Below are 16,325 nucleotides of genomic sequence, written 5' to 3' on the forward strand. Positions count from 1 at the left end.
ATTATATTGGTTAACAAATAATTACATAGCTGTAGTTTATTGCAGCAAAATAACAGGAAAAACTATCAATGAGCAAAATTCTACTGGGTGTCAATATTGACCATATCGCAACATTACGTAATGCTCGTGGTACTTGCTACCCTGAGCCTGCTCATCTGGCTGCAGTTGCTGAGTGTGCCGGAGCGGATGGTATTACCATTCATTTACGTGAAGATCGCCGTCATATCAAAGATCGTGATGTTGAAGTGTTAGCAAAAACGCTGCAAACACGTATGAACCTTGAAATGGCAGTGACCGATGAGATGGTTGAAATTGCGATTCAAACCAAGCCGGAATTTGTTTGCTTAGTGCCTGAAAAACGCGAAGAGTTAACCACTGAAGGTGGTTTAGATGTTGCGGGGGCATTTGCAAAAGTTGAATCAGCAGTTAGTCGTTTAAATGCTGCAGGTATTCAGGTTTCTCTGTTTATCGATCCTGAAAACACACAAATTGATGCGGCTATTAAAACAGGTGCTGCTTATATTGAGCTTCACACTGGGCAATACGCTGATGCACTATCGGAAGATGTTCAGCAAGCAGAGCTTAAGCGTGTTGCAAAAGCTGCAACATATGCAAGCCAGGCGGGTATTAAAGTGAATGCAGGCCATGGCCTTAATTACCATAATGTTAAGCCAATTGCCGCACTGCCTGAGATTATTGAACTTAATATCGGTCATGCTATTGTTGCGCGTGCAGTTGTTGATGGTTTTGCGTCGGCTGTTAGTGAGATGAAGCGATTAATGGTTGAAGGTCGTAACGGGTAATTCTATAGCCATGATACCTCAAGGTACTGATTTTACATTTTGAAGTAACATGGGTATACACTTTGCTCGATTGCAATAACTACTCTTATTGATCAAGGGGAGCGCTTCCCCTTTAATATATTTACAATCAAAGCGAGCCTACTTTGTCTAATTCTAGTTTCTCTGTTTCTGAAATCCGCACTCATTTTCCTATCTTAAATCAGAACATTAATGATTTACCCTTGGTTTATTTAGATAATGCAGCCACTACGCAAAAACCATTAGCGGTTGTTAATGCTGTCGCTGATTATTACCTTAATGATAATGCCAACGTGCACCGTGCTGGCCATCAGTTAAGTAACCGTGCGACTAGAGCATTTGAAGCGGTGCGCTCGAGCGTAAAAACCTTTATTAATGCCAAAAGCAGTAAAGAGATCATCTGGACAAAAGGCACAACGGAAGGGCTTAATCTGTTAACGAATGTGTTAGCAAAGCAATTAAAAGCGGGCGATCAGGTTATTATCAGTACCTTAGAGCATCACGCCAATATTGTGCCATGGCAGATGCTGGTCCAGTCTGTGGGCATAGTTTTAAAAGTAATTCCATTAACCTCTAACAACAGTCTCGATTTAGCCGCTTATAAACAGCTTTTAAATAAAAAAACCAAGCTGGTGTCGATTACTCATATCTCTAATGCGTTGGGTATTATTAACCCGATTAAAGAGATGATTAAATTAGCCCATCAGGTGGATGCGCAAGTAATTATTGATGGCGCACAAGCGGTTGCACACCTAACGGTTGATGTACAAGATCTTGATTGTGATTATTACCTTTTTTCTGGCCATAAAATGTTTGCACCAACCGGTGTGGGAGTGTTATATGGCAAACAACATCTGTTAGAAACCCTGCCGCCTTGGCAAGGAGGAGGGGAGATGATTAAAAGTGTGAGTTTTACAGAAGTTGCCTATAACGATTTACCATTTAAATTTGAAGCGGGGACACCTAATATTGCAGGTGTGATTGGTTTAGGTGCTGCTATCGATTTTATTAACAGTTACTCTCGTCAAGAGTTACAAAAACAGGAACAATCACTATTAAATTTCACAGAAAAAGCGTTATTGGAGATCCCAGAAATAACTGTGTTTGCGCAAGGGGTAGAGAAATCCGGTGCGTTAAGTTTTAGTGTAAAAGGTGAGCACCCGACTGATATTGCGATCTTATTAGATGCCCAGGGAATAGCGGTTCGCAGCGGCTCGCATTGTGCGATGCCGTTGATCAGAGAGTTAAATTGTAACGGTACAGTACGCGTTTCATTGTCGATTTATAATACACTTGAAGAAGTACAAGCTTTTATTAATGCACTTAAAAACATTATTGAAATGCTAAAAGAGTAGTTATACCCAAACCACCTCAAGATGCAGATTCAGAGCTTCGCCCGGATGCTAGAACAAGGCGTAACATGATGAGAATGGTTGTTCCCTTTTCAAGTGTTGCAACGCAGTGCTAGCTTTCGGACGAAACTCCCGTAGGGCAAGGCGATAAACGATGATCTTCGTTGTTAGAAGGTTTTGATTTAGAATAACTAGATCATCAACCTTCTGCCTAGAATCTCATCATTTATCGTCTTGCTGATTCCTGCATCTTGAGGTGGCTTGGGTATATAGAAAATTTATTAAGTTCCCACTTATAGGGGCTGTGCTGTTTGCGCTTCTGTGACTTTTTGCGGAGTTAGTGATTTGATAGAAAAAAAGGATCAACTAGGTTGATCCTTTTTATTATTAACTTAGTCAGGGTAAGCGCTCGCTTACCCTTGATATTAATGATTATTTACTTTCATTTTTCATGGCTTTACGAATACAGAAGGCGGCGCCTCCCCAAGTAATTCCTAAACCAAGAACCATCATAATGATTGCACCTGTTGTCATTTTAAGCTTCCTTAATTGATTCATTAATTACAATAGCAGGGCTACTTGCTCTATTGATTACAATAGCAATGATTAACATCGCTGCGATCAAACCCCAACCTAACATGATTAAATCAGATTGCGCATAACCACCGTAACCCTTAGTTAATGTGGTCACAACGTTGGTACCTAAAATCACGATTAAAAATGCAGGACTAAGGAAACGCAGGCAAATTTTAAACCATTGACCGACAGTAAACTCTGAAATGTTGTTTACGTGTTTATGGATATCAGTCAGTTTTACCAACCATCCCATAATGAATAACTCAGCAATACAACTTGCCAACAGGGCGATGTTGTTAATAAAGTAATCCACTAAATCGAGAAGTAATAAGCCGCCGTTTGTTGCAAAAGACATTGATACAATAAAACCAACGCCGCAGACAACAGAAGCTGCCACTTTACGAGACCATTTTAATTTATCGATAAAGGCTGATGTTACCGCCTCAATGATTGATATATGCGAACTTAATCCCGCGATGACTAATGCGAAGAAAAACACCGGACCTAAAATATAAGGTGCAGGTAGTAAGTTAATTGCAGCAGGGATCGTAATAAACGCCAGGCCGACACCAGAGGTGACCACTTCGGTCAGTGGCTTAGCTTGCTCATGTGCCATATTGCCGAGAATGGCGAAAATAAGTATCCCTGCAATAATAGAGAAACCACAGTTAATTAAAACTGTCATAAATGCATTATTATTGACATCTGATTTTTCAGGCAAGTAGCTTGAATAAGCAAGCATAATGGCAAAACCAACACTTAATGTGAAAAATATTTGACCATAAGCTGCAGACCAGACTTTAGGGTCGGTTATTTTACTAAAATCAGGTTGGAAAAGGTAATTCAGTCCATCTAAGGCACCCGGTAAAAAAATCATGCGCGCAATTAAAGCAACTACCATTAAAAATAGTAAAGGCATCATTATTTTACTGGCACGTTCAATACCGGCTTTTATTCCTCCGAAGATTGCAGTAAAAGTAATTGCCCAGGCAATCGCCATTGGAATTGCAATATGCCATTGAACAAGCCCTAATTTACTCGGAGAGTTATTGTCACCAAGTTTTAGGTATTCACCGAAGAAGTAGGCATTTGTATCTGCTCCCCAACTTTGTGTGAAAGACATATTGAAATATGAGATTGCCCAACCGATAACTGCCACATAATAAACGGCAATAATAGCGGCAATGGAAACTTGGAACCAACCAAGCCATTCATATTTTTTATTTAATTTTGCAAAGGTACGCGGTGCTGAGCCTCTATATTTATGGCCCATACCAAATTCCATGATCATAAATGGAATACCGGCAGTTAACATTGCAAACAGGTAAGGGATGAAAAATGCCCCTCCACCATTTTCATAAGCCATGTATGGAAAACGCCAAATATTACCTAAACCGATTGCTGAGCCTACAGCTGCAAGAATAAATCCTGCTCGAGAGCCCCATTGTTCTCGTTTCATAAAAAGTTCCCTATGTAATTTATCCTTGAAAATTAACGTATATGCTAATTTTCTAATATTAATGTGCTTAAGCTGATGATATGAGCTAAGCATGCAGGCAGACTACCTATTTGAGTGCGCTAAGGCAATAGCTACTTTGAATACACGCTGCCTATATGGAAATTGTTTGTTAGGAGAATGGGGCAATGTTTAAACTGGCGAAATCCGGGTTACAGAAATAAATATCTACAATTACGGAGTTACTCATCTGCTTTGTGTTATTGCTATCAGATTGAATTACCGCAATTATTGCTGGACAATATGCAATTTACTCAGAGCTTCAGTCTAAGGTGGTTCTCTCTGTCAGTGAGATTGACAGTCACTTTTACAAAGGTTTTGCCCATGGTAATTTTGAGTTACAAGAACAAACGCTGGGTAGCATTATTGGTAAATAAATAAGCTGAATAATCTAATTCGATAAATCAAACCTCAAACTGCTTATGCATAAAGGTGTAATAGAGCACCGGAATTATCACCAGCGTTAATATTGTTGAGATTAAAATACCGAAGATCAGACTAATCGCCAACCCTGAAAATATTGGATCATCAAGAATAAAAAAGGCCCCAATCATGGCTGCCAGTCCGGTTAAAATTATCGGTTTAGCACGCACCGCGCCAGAATGAATGACCGCTTGTTTGAATGGTTTTCCATTAGCTGTTTCGTGGTTGATAAAATCCACTAACAAAATGGAGTTGCGCACAATAATACCGGCAAGGGCGATCATGCCGATCATCGAGGTTGCTGTAAACTGTTGGCCTAAAAGCGCATGTCCCGGCATCACACCGATAATGGTTAATGGAATGGGGGCCATAATGATTAAAGGCACAATGTAAGATTTGAACTGTGCAACGACCAATAGGTAAATCAGCACCATACCAACGGCATAAGCTATCCCCATATCGCGGAAGGTTTCATAAGTTATTTTCCACTCTCCATCCCAAAGTATTGCCCGTTCACTGGTACCACTTGGCTGGCGGATAAAGTGCTGGGCAATATCTGCCTGTTGCTCTTTTATTTTCCTGGATATAGCAAACATGCCATAAAGCGGGCTGTCTAATTCTCCTGTCATATCAGCTGTGACCATAATCATAGGGATCATGTTTTTATGCATAATTGGTTTATCCATAATGGTTTTTTCGATGCTGACCATTTCCGAAAGGGCGATTAACTGGCCGTTTTGACTGGACAACTTAAGGTTTAATAGCTGCTGTAAATTAACCTTTTCGCCCTCCTTAAGCTGCAGGCGAATCGGAATCGCATATTTCTGATTATCCTTGTGGAGAATATTAATATCTTTACCACCGACGGAGGTAGCAACGGCATCGACAATATTGGCATAGGGCACGCCAAAACGGCCCGCCTTAGTGCGATCAATTTTAACCAACCACTTCTGCTGATCTTGCGGATGCATGATATCGATATCAACCACATCTTCAGTGCTGATAAATAACGCTTTTAACTGTGCGGCTGTTTGTTCTCGCATGGCCTGATTGGGAGCATAAACTTCAGCGACAATCGGAGACCATACTGGTGGCCCTGGCGGCACTTCAACCACTTTGATATTAGCGTTATAGGCGTTGCCAATCTTTTGCAGATTATCTCGTACACTGCCGGCAATTTGATGACTGCTACGTGTTCGCTGTTTTTTATCTACCAGATTCACTTGAATATCACCGAGTTCTTGTGTGGCTCGCATATCATAATGGCGGATTAAACCATTAAAGTTAATGGGGGCGGCGGTACCTGCGTATAGTTGGTAATCTTTAAGCTCAGGAATTTGCTCTACGACATCACTTAATTCGATTAAGAGACGTTGTGTTAATTCAATCGGACTACCTTCTGGCAAGTCGACCAGTATTTGAAACTCTGATTTATTATCAAAGGGCAACATTTTCATTACCACTAACTGCTTAACTGGCAGAATCAGTGATATGGCGATTAACAGTAAAACCCCGGCAAAGAGTAACCAGCGTGCCATTTTTGCTTTATATCCGAGAATAAAGGGACCGATTAATTGCTTAAATAAACGACTCATAAAGTTGTTGTTTTCTGATTCCTGTTGGCCTGCTATCACTGCACTTGTTGTTTGCTCGGGGTGATGTTTAAGTAATTTACTGCTCAGCCAGGGGGAAAGAACAAATGCAACCGCCAATGAAATAAGCATCCCCATGCTGGCATTAATCGGAATAGGGCTCATATAAGGGCCCATTAAGCCTGTTACAAATGCCATCGGTAAAAGAGCCGCGATAACCGTAAAGGTTGCGAGAATGGTAGGGCCACCGACCTCATTCACGGCAATAGGAATGATCACGCTAAGTTTCTCGTGGCTCAGTTTCATATGGCGGTGAATATTTTCGACCACGACAATGGCATCATCGACCAAAATGCCGATTGAGAAAATTAGCGCAAATAGCGAAACTCGGTTAAGGGTAAAGCCATAAGCCCATGAGGCGAATAGTGTTATGGTTAAAGTGATGGAAATAGCGACACCGACAACAATCGCTTCACGCCAGCCCATGGTGATTAAGACTAAAATAATAACAGCACTGGTCGCGAAGATAAGTTTAGCAATTAACGTGTCGGATTTATCTTTGGCGGTGGCACCATAATCACGTGATAGGGTTGTTTTTATATTATCTGGGATTAAAACATTATGAATTTCATTAAGCCGTTTTTCGACGGCTTGTGTCACATCAACTGCATTTTTCCCCGGCTGTTTGGCAATTGCCAGTGTTACCGCCGGATATAATGTGCCGTTTTCACCATGCCAAACATTTTGGCTGGGAATATCGGCGGATAGCGTAACCTCTGCCACATCTTGCAGATAAACAGGAAAACCTTGACTAACCGATACAATCAGTTGTTTTATTTCCGAGATGTTTTGTAAAAACTGTCCCGTTTGTACTTTTATCTGTTGATTATTTTGCACTAAAGAAACGGGTGATGAACTGGCATTATTGCTCGCCAAAACTTGCTTAATCGCATCATAACTGACAGCGAAACTGTTCATTTTAGTCGGATCAATACGGATATTAACGTTTAGTAAATGACCGCCTATGGTGAAAATATCACGTGTGCCATCGATATGCTTTAACTCACTTTCTAGCCCATGTGCAACTTGTGTTAACTGCTGCGGGGTTACTTTGCTATCTTTTGACCACAGTGTCACCGAGGAGACTGGGACATCATCAATCGCGCGAGGCTTAATCAGTGGCTGACCGATGCCCGCATTTAAAGGGAGTTTATCCATATTGGCATAAACTTGATTATAGAGATTCACAATCGCATCATTACGTGATTTACCCACTTCGAAAACAACGATAATCATCGCGCCATCGGGTTGAGAAAAAGAGTAAGTGGTATCGACGCCTTTGATCTCAGAAATAACCTGCTCCATGGGAATGGTGACTAGGTTTTCAACCTCTTTAGGGGATGCGCCGGGGAAAGGGATATAGATATCAGCAAAGGTCACATCAATTTGCGGCTCCTCCTCTTTAGGGGTTACCATAATTGCGAAAACTCCCAATAATAAACCAACAATTGCCAGCAGGGGCGTGATTGCAGAACCTTGAAAGTAGCTAGCAATCTTTCCGGAAGTATTCAGTTGTGCACTCATTGTTGTAACTCCAATATTGCTAAGTTTTTATCAGCTGAAAATAACGGATAATAAATATCCCTGAAATATTCAGTTGTTCACTCATTATTTGACTCCAACAACATTAGTTTTTTATAAGCATCAATACTGATTAAATCTCCATCTTGTAAACCGGCGAGTATTTCAACATAACCATCCTGTTTTTTACCTAAACGCACCTGCGTTAATACCGCTTTACCTTTGACATCTCGATAAACCGCATTGAGCTCGTTATTACTTAAAACAGCACTTATTGGAATTAATATCGATTGACGAGAGCCACTGACAAATTGTGCTTTTACCCACATACCTGGTAGTAACAGCTGCTGTGCTTCTGGTAGTTCGATGCGTACTTTAAATGCATGTGACTGCTGGTCTGCATAATTAAACAGGATTACCTTATCTGAAAACAGCTGGCTACCATCATTGAGAGTGATTATAAATTCAGGCTTTTTGCGCAAGCCTTCAAGGTGGCGTTGTGGAATTTCAGTGACCGCACGTAATTTCTGTAATGACATGCCAGAAAAAAGAGGCTGCCCCGGATTAATGGTTTCACCGACCTCTACATGACGCTCTGTTACTACACCTGAGTAGGGCGCTTTAATAATAGTGTAATCGAGAGATTCTTTGGCTTTGTTTAAATTGGCTTGAGCAGCTCTAATCAACTGTTTGTTGGTTTTAGCCGCAGCTTCCGCCTGGTCTAGCTGCCCTTGTGAAATAGCGCCTTTAGGAAAAAGTTTTTTATAACGCTGATAAGTTAACCTGGATTCATTATATAACGCTTGGCTTCGTAAAACTTCTGCTTCAGCTACCGCTAATAAGGCTCCTTGTTCTTTATTGGTGATCTCCAGTAACACACTGCCTTGCTCTACATAATCATTAGTATCAAAGTATATTTGGCTTACGCGTCCGCTGGTTTGTGCTGACAAGGTCGCTTTGTTGATCGCTTCCAGCGTGGCATCTAGTACGATCACTTGTTCTTTAAGCGTGTTTTTAACGGAGAACAAATCGGAAGAGTAGATCGGTAAACTGATGAATAACAAGCTTATTAGTATTAAACGTACTGCTCTATTTAAAAAATAATAGTTCATTTTTATATCCTTAATTAGATATATATTTACAAGTCAGTTTAATTAGGTGCATTTAATTTAGTAAAGTCTAATATTAAAAGCAGGGGTGGTCAACTCAGTAATTAAATTTAGTTATCAATAGTTCATAAATCCATTAAACTTGAATCTTTAATTTATCAAATAGGGTATGCGCAGATGAAAGCAAGCAACATTGAACAACTATTAAATATCATGCAGCAGTTACGCTCCCCTGAAAATGGCTGCCCTTGGGATATAAAGCAGACTTTTGAGTCGATTGTGCCGCATACCATAGAAGAGGCTTATGAAGTGGCGGATGCAATTGAGCAAAAAGATTTTACCGAGTTAAAAGGGGAATTAGGAGATCTGTTATTTCAAGTGGTGTTTTATGCGCAAATCGCAAAAGAGCAAAAACTGTTTGAGTTTAATGACATTATTGAAACATTAAGTGAAAAGTTAATACGTCGCCATCCCCATGTCTTTGCACAAACTGAGTTTGCCGATGAACAGGCGGTTCATGCTAATTGGGAAGCAGAAAAAGAAAAAGAACGCGGATTAAAAGCGCAGTCGGAAAATAAAAGTGACAGTGTATTAGATAATATTCCATTAGCGTTACCGGCATTAAACCGTGCTTATAAAATTCAAAAACGTTGCGCGAATGTTGGTTTTGACTGGAATACACTTCCTCCTGTGATTGATAAAATAAAGGAGGAGATCGACGAGGTGTTAGTGGAAGTCAAACGTGATGATTTAACTGCACAGGAAAAGCAAGCACGTATTGAAGATGAGCTGGGGGATCTGTTGTTTGCCAATGTGAATTTAGTCCGTCATCTGCAATGTAATCCCGAGCAGGTACTGCGCCAGGCAAATAATAAATTTGAAAAACGCTTTCGTTTGGTGGAACTTGAAGTTTTAAAGCAAGGCAAACAGTTCAGTGATTGTTCACTTGATGAATTAGAAGTAATCTGGAGGCAAGTGAAAAAACAACTTAATGAGTCAGTATGACCATAGAAATGACAACAGAAAGCTCTGAGCGTATTTTGTACCTTTTACAGACACAACACAAAATGCGCTAAAACAAACACATTGAAAAAACTCCGTCATATTTTAAAGTAAATAGGTATAAAAGATTGTCGAAAATGAGAGGTCTTGCTATAATGCATTCCCATCTAAATGTTCAAAATTCTTATTTGTAATTACAGTAAATTAGTCTGCTAACTTAATTCATCACTTATTTATAAGCTGATGTTTTTTTATTTTTGCGGTTTGATTATTAATTATCAATGAATAAAAGTTTCTTTTTTCTAATTCCTAAACTCTCAGGGTTACTATGACGACAAAATATATTTTCGTAACTGGTGGTGTTGTTTCATCACTAGGTAAAGGTATTGCAGCAGGTTCACTGGCTGCTATTCTAGAAGCACGTGGTCTTGACGTAACAATTCTGAAACTTGACCCATATATTAATGTTGATCCAGGCACAATGAGCCCAACACAGCACGGTGAGGTTTTTGTAACTGACGATGGCGCTGAGACTGATCTTGATTTAGGACATTACGAGCGTTTTATTCGCACCAAAATGACTAAGCGTAATAACTTTACTACAGGTCGAGTTTATTCTGAAGTGCTAGCAAAAGAGCGCCGTGGAGATTATCTTGGTGCAACGATTCAGGTTATCCCGCATATTACAAACGAAATTCAGGAACGTGTAATTGCTGGTGGTAAAGGTCATGATGTTGCCATTGTTGAATTGGGCGGCACGGTAGGTGATATTGAATCACAGCCTTTCTTAGAAGCAATTCGTCAATTAGGTTTAAAAGTTGGGCACGAAAATGCGATGTATATGCATTTAACCCTGTTGCCTTACCTGAAAACTGCCGGTGAAGTGAAAACAAAACCAACGCAGCACTCTGTAAAAGAGTTGCGTAGTCTGGGTATTCAGCCTGATATTTTGATCTGTCGCTCTGAAGTGAGTTTCCCTGCTAATGAAAGAGCAAAAATTGCACTGTTCTGTAATGTTCAGGAAAAGTCTGTCATTTCATTACGTGATGTCGACTCTATTTATAAAATCCCTGCATTATTAAAAGCACAAGGTCTTGATGAGATATGTGTAAAACGCTTTGGCTTAGATTGCCCTGAGGCGGATCTTAGTGAATGGGAGCAGGTTGTTTCTGAAGAAGCAAATACAACAAGTGAAGTTGTGATCGGTATGGTCGGTAAATATATTGAATTACCGGATGCATACAAATCAGTTAATGAAGCCTTAAAACACGGTGGATTAAAAAACTCGGCTTCTGTAAAAATTAAATATATTGATTCACAAGATGTTGAAGTGAAAGGTGTCTCAACCCTTGAAGGTGTTGATGCTATCCTAGTACCAGGCGGTTTTGGCGAACGTGGTGTTGAAGGTAAAATTCTAGCGGCGCAATATGCACGTGAAAATAAAGTGCCGTACCTTGGTATCTGTTTAGGGATGCAGGTGGCGCTTATTGAGTTTGCTCGTAACGTTGCCGGCCTTAAAAACGCACATTCAACGGAATTTAAACCGGATTGTGAGCAGCCTGTTGTTGGTTTAATCACTGAGTGGATTGACAAATCTGGTGAAGTTGAACAGCGTACTGAAACGTCTGATTTAGGTGGTACTATGCGCGTAGGCGCTCAGCTTTGTCACTTAAAAGAAGGCTCTAAAGTGCTGGATATGTATGGCAGTAAAGAGATTTTTGAACGTCACCGTCATCGTTATGAGGTGAATAATAATTTATTACCTATCCTGGAAAAAGCCGGTTTAGCAATAACTGGCTTATCTGAAGATAAAAAATTAGTAGAGATTATTGAGAATCCAAATCATCCATGGTTTGTTGCTGCTCAATTCCATCCGGAGTTCACATCGACACCTCGAGATGGTCATCCCTTATTTAAAGGCTTTATAAAATCTGCGATAGATCATCAACAAGGACGATTTAAATAGTTTTTGTTGACCAGATCTCTTGTGTTTGTTAAAAACAACCCCATAAATAGATCTGTTACAAAATAATTTTTAATTTTTTATACAATCAAAGGAAACATTATGTCTAATATCGTAAAAGTACTTGGTCGTGAAATCATGGATTCACGTGGTAACCCAACTGTTGAAGCTGAAGTTCATCTAGCTGACGGTTCAATTGGTATGGCTGCTGCTCCTTCTGGTGCTTCTACTGGTTCACGTGAAGCTTTAGAATTACGTGACGGTGACAAAGCGCGTTACTTAGGTAAAGGTGTACTTAAAGCAGTTGCTGCTGTAAATGGTCCAATCGCTGAAGCACTAGCTGGTAAAGATGCGACTGCTCAAGCTGAACTTGATCAAATCATGATCGATTTAGACGGTACTGAAAACAAAGCTAAATTCGGCGCAAACGCTATCCTAGCTGTTTCTCTAGCTGCTGCTAAAGCGGCTGCAATCTCTAAGAAAGTACCTCTTTACGCTCACATCGCTGACTTAAACGGTACTCCTGGTGTTTACTCTATGCCTCTTCCAATGATGAACATCATCAATGGTGGCGAGCATGCAGATAACTCTGTAGACATCCAAGAATTCATGATCCAACCTGTTGGCGCAGCTAACTTCCGTGAAGGTCTACGTATGGGTGCTGAAGTATTCCATAGCCTTGCTAAAGTACTTAAAGCTGACGGTCACTCAACTGCTGTTGGTGATGAAGGTGGTTTCGCACCAAACCTTCCATCTAACGCTGCTGCACTTGCTGCAATCAAAGTTGCTGTTGCAAACGCTGGTTACGAGCTAGGTAAAGACATCACTTTAGCGATGGATTGTGCTGCTTCTGAGTTCTACAACAAAGAAACTGGTAACTACGAGCTTACAGGTGAAGGTAAAACTTTCACAGCTGAAGAGTTTAACTACTTCCTTGAAGGTCTTGTTAAAGATTACCCTATCGTTTCTATCGAAGATGGTCTTGACGAGTCTGATTGGGTTGGTTTCAAACACCAAACTGAACTTCTTGGTGATAAAATCCAATTAGTTGGTGACGATCTTTTCGTAACAAACACTAAGATCCTTAAGCGTGGTATTGATGAAGGTATTACTAACTCTATCTTAATCAAATTCAACCAAATCGGTTCTTTAACTGAAACTCTTGCTGCAATCAAAATGGCTAAAGATGCTGGCTTCACTGCTGTTATCTCTCACCGTTCTGGTGAAACTGAAGATTCAACAATTGCTGATCTAGCTGTTGGTACTGCTGCAGGCCAAATCAAAACTGGTTCTCTAAGCCGTTCTGACCGTGTTGCTAAGTACAACCAACTTCTACGTATCGAAGAAGCTCTAGGTTCAAAAGCACCTTACAATGGTCTTAAAGAAGTTAAAGGTACATTTAACTTCTAATCTAAACTAATTTATTAGTTAGATAACAATCCTCGGCCTTGGTCGGGGATTTTTTTTGCCTGTGATTTGATGTTAAAAGAGCAATAAGCCGTTCTGACCGTGCTGCAGTTCTTTGTTAACTACGGGCAGCCAGCAAATAGAATTCAATTGTTAAAAGCGTCTATTTTTCTAGAAAATTGAATTGAATTGAATTGAATTGAATTGAATTGCTATGCTATGTAGCTAAGTTGCTCTAGGTTCAAAAGCACCTGCATTCACTTCAGTCTAAAAGAAAAGGTCAGTAATCACTGATTTTTAAACCTTAGATTTTAATCCTCGCTTATGCGGGAATTTTTTTATCTGCTATTTAGTAAATGAAGAACATTAAGCCGCTCTGACCGTGTTGCTCCTCTTTGTTAACTACGGGCAGCCAGCAAATAGAACTCAATTTATAAAAGCGTCTGTTTTTCTAGGAAATTGAATTGCTATGCTATGTAGCTAAGTTGCTCTAGGTTCAAAAGCAATCTATTAGTCAATGATATGGAAATTAAGAAGAGATCTGTACTCACTGATTGTGAAATTCTCGCCTTCCAACTCTGCGCGGAAATGTAACTCTTTAACTTAGGTTGATTGTTTGCTGGTAAGAAAGATTCCAAAGTAGATGAAGTTCGGACTACCCAGTAATATTTTTCAAATCAGCATTATTTACTGGCAAATTATTTATTAACTTGATGGTGAAGAGTAGACTGCGTTTTTTTTTTGCATAAAATATTTTAAATGGAGTTATATATGAATTTGATAGTAGAAATAATGGGCTGGACTAGTGTTGCATTTTATATTCTATTGTTGTTATTTAATGGCATGAAAAACATGCGTCTTGCTTCTTTTCTTTCGGTAGCTAATGATGTGATGTGGGGATTTATGATTGGCGTGATGCCAAAGGTATTATTGAATCTGGTGGTTGGCAGTGTCTCCTTTTATCGCTATGTTTGCGATTTCACTAATATCCCTAAAAAAGTGACTCATCTTCTGCTTGTTTTAATGGTTGCGGGTTTAAGCTATTTTAGCTATTTTGCAGTGAATGATTACTTGGCAAACTCATCACTGGGTTTATTGCTTACCTGGGTTGATTTTGCTCTGATATTAATTGCATTAAGCGTGAAACGGATCCATGTTTTTCAATTCTTTATGCTGACTTCTGCATTTGTTGGCGGTTTTGCTTATTACCTTTTATCAATTGAACAGATGATTGTTATTAAGGTGATAGTGGGGCTGATTACTAGTTATAAGTTATTAATTCATCCTTTTTTTCCTGAACTGGAAAACAGGTTACTATTTTGGAAGCTTGCTAAATAGTTATCAACACACCCTTTGTTTGTATACTTTGGGGTCATGCTCTGCATGGCAGTCGTAATCCTCGACCTAGTTCGGGGATTTTTTTGGTTTGTTGTTCGCTGAAAGGTGGTGAACATGAATTATAGCAATATTTAATAATTTACTGTTCTATTTAGACGCAGGGAAACTGCTGCGAGCAAGCCTTTGATTGCAGTAACTAGTTGTTGTAATTGCAAAAGAAATAACAAGCTATCGGTAATTTCAAGCAGCAAATCATTAGCAGATTTTCTACCTGGCTTAAGTGAACACTGAACGTTGTAATTCCGCTTATCTTTTCCCAGATGTAAAAAAACCCTTAGCAGTTACCTGATAAGGGTTTCAAATAAATTAACAGCTTAGATTAAGCTTTTAAACTTTGTGGCTTACCACCAAGCTTCCATTTGTACACCAACGCTTAACGCGTCGTCTTCACCGTTTGCGTATGTACCATCTTCAAGATCTGTTAGGTAAGTTGCAAAAACGCGAATTTCTGGACGAGACCAGAAGCCGCCCGCTGGAGCCCATGTTTGCGCAACTGTGATTTTAGCTTCAGAAGTCTCAGGGCTTGTGCCTTCTTCTCTGTTGTAGTAACCAACTTCTAGTTGAGACTTCATGTTATCTGTCCAAGAGTACTGAGGACGAACAACAACATTATACTGAGTGAAATCACCGTTATCTGTTGTTGTTAAATCAGTACCTGAAACATAGCTTAATGTGTAACCAATATTAACTTTTTCAGCTGGGCTTACAACACCCCAGTTGTAAATTCGGAACGCTGTAGCATCATCAGCAGCGGCGCTATCATCAGCACTCCAGCTACCGTCAGTTCCCCAAGTGAAACCGTTAGCAAGACCTTGGTTAGCTACTTGCAATACCACTTTGTTAAATCCACCAAGGAAGTCACCTTGTACATATTCAGCTGTTAGCATAGTAGATGCATCATTTGCATCAGACTCTGCATTAGGAATCCAACTTGTTACACCAACTTCTAAAGATGCATTTTTCCACATCTGAATGCCCGCTAAACGTGCATCAAGAATGTTTGTGTTTGAAGAGCCACCAGCGCCACCACGTTGGAACCAAGCTAGAGAAAGAGCCGTATTACCAATAGCGATATTCTCAATACCAGCGCCTTCACCGTTAATTGCCCAGTAGTAGTCATCTGTAATATGGATATCATGACGTTGGTAGTAACGTTTACCTGCCCATATTGTAGATGAACCTAGTACGCCGCTTGCTTTACCGTAGGCTTCACGGAATGCTGGAACCATATCTTCATTAGCGGTCCAATCGCCTTTTTCTTCACCGTTACCGTAAGCAACTAGTGTGTGAACAGAAAATTTAATGCCATTGTCATCATATACATTTTGGCCAAGTATAAGTTCGCCATATGTATCATTTTCATTACCAAGACGACCAACTTTGTCTTTATTTGAAGTGATCATGCCGCCATCTGCAGATGCGCCAACATTTGAACGCATGTAACCGTTAAAATCTACCGCTGATGCGCTAGCTGATAACAATGCAACTGCTACCGCAGCCGAAAGAGTTTTAAATTTCATAGTTATTCCTTAATTTAATTTAATTTCCATTATTTATTTTATTTTATAATCCATCACCCTAAGGG

The 16,325-nt window shown here is 39.9% G+C and carries 11 protein-coding genes; 6 read left to right on the forward strand and 5 right to left on the reverse strand.

Annotated elements, in window-relative coordinates:
• Positions 1-68: 68 nt before the first annotated feature.
• On the forward strand, positions 69-803 hold the full coding sequence (gene pdxJ / locus AC4GME_RS11020) for a pyridoxine 5'-phosphate synthase (RefSeq protein ID WP_490376597.1): 735 nt from the start codon (positions 69-71) through the stop codon (positions 801-803).
• Positions 804-946: 143 nt separating this feature from the next.
• Positions 947-2,176 (forward strand): aminotransferase class V-fold PLP-dependent enzyme, encoded by a 1,230-nt coding sequence (locus tag AC4GME_RS11025; protein WP_490376598.1) that lies wholly within the window; start codon positions 947-949, stop codon positions 2,174-2,176.
• Positions 2,177-2,605: 429 nt separating this feature from the next.
• On the opposite strand, the gene AC4GME_RS11030 is transcribed toward AC4GME_RS11025, so the two are convergent.
• From AC4GME_RS11030 to AC4GME_RS11045, 4 genes are all read right to left on the reverse strand, one after another.
• Positions 2,606-2,707, reverse strand: coding sequence for a MetS family NSS transporter small subunit (locus AC4GME_RS11030; protein WP_490376599.1), 102 nt, complete (start codon positions 2,705-2,707; stop codon positions 2,606-2,608).
• Between the two features lies 1 nt (position 2,708).
• Positions 2,709-4,208, reverse strand: a complete 1,500-nt coding sequence (locus AC4GME_RS11035) for a sodium-dependent transporter (RefSeq protein WP_490376600.1) — start codon at positions 4,206-4,208, stop codon at positions 2,709-2,711.
• 461 nt (positions 4,209-4,669) lie between these two features.
• Positions 4,670-7,864, reverse strand: a complete 3,195-nt coding sequence (locus AC4GME_RS11040; protein WP_490376601.1) for an efflux RND transporter permease subunit — start codon at positions 7,862-7,864, stop codon at positions 4,670-4,672.
• A gap of 77 nt (positions 7,865-7,941) precedes the next feature.
• Entirely contained in the window at positions 7,942-8,973 is a 1,032-nt protein-coding gene (locus AC4GME_RS11045; protein ID WP_490376602.1) for an efflux RND transporter periplasmic adaptor subunit, read from the reverse strand.
• Positions 8,974-9,147: 174 nt separating this feature from the next.
• Between AC4GME_RS11045 and mazG the strand changes: the two genes are divergently transcribed.
• The 4 genes from mazG (at position 9,148) to AC4GME_RS11065 (ending at position 14,680) form a co-directional block, all read left to right on the forward strand.
• Positions 9,148-9,975: a nucleoside triphosphate pyrophosphohydrolase gene (gene mazG, locus AC4GME_RS11050; RefSeq protein ID WP_490376603.1), complete on the forward strand. Its 828-nt coding sequence runs from the start codon at positions 9,148-9,150 to the stop codon at positions 9,973-9,975.
• 325 nt (positions 9,976-10,300) lie between these two features.
• The gene (gene pyrG, locus AC4GME_RS11055) at positions 10,301-11,938 is read left to right on the forward strand and encodes a CTP synthase (RefSeq protein ID WP_490376604.1); all 1,638 of its coding nucleotides are present in this window, start codon (positions 10,301-10,303) and stop codon (positions 11,936-11,938) included.
• Between the two features lie 99 nt (positions 11,939-12,037).
• Positions 12,038-13,345 carry a phosphopyruvate hydratase gene (gene eno, locus AC4GME_RS11060; protein WP_490376605.1) on the forward strand — a complete coding sequence of 436 codons (1,308 nt, stop codon included), beginning with the start codon at positions 12,038-12,040 and terminating at the stop codon, positions 13,343-13,345.
• Positions 13,346-14,113: 768 nt separating this feature from the next.
• On the forward strand, positions 14,114-14,680 hold the full coding sequence (locus AC4GME_RS11065) for a phosphopyruvate hydratase (protein ID WP_490376606.1): 567 nt from the start codon (positions 14,114-14,116) through the stop codon (positions 14,678-14,680).
• 401 nt (positions 14,681-15,081) lie between these two features.
• Here the strand turns inward: AC4GME_RS11065 and AC4GME_RS11070 are convergent, their stop codons facing one another.
• On the reverse strand, positions 15,082-16,260 hold the full coding sequence (locus AC4GME_RS11070) for a carbohydrate porin (protein WP_490376607.1): 1,179 nt from the start codon (positions 16,258-16,260) through the stop codon (positions 15,082-15,084).
• Positions 16,261-16,325: the final 65 nt, after the last annotated feature.

This window comes from Psychromonas sp. (genome assembly GCF_983033635.1).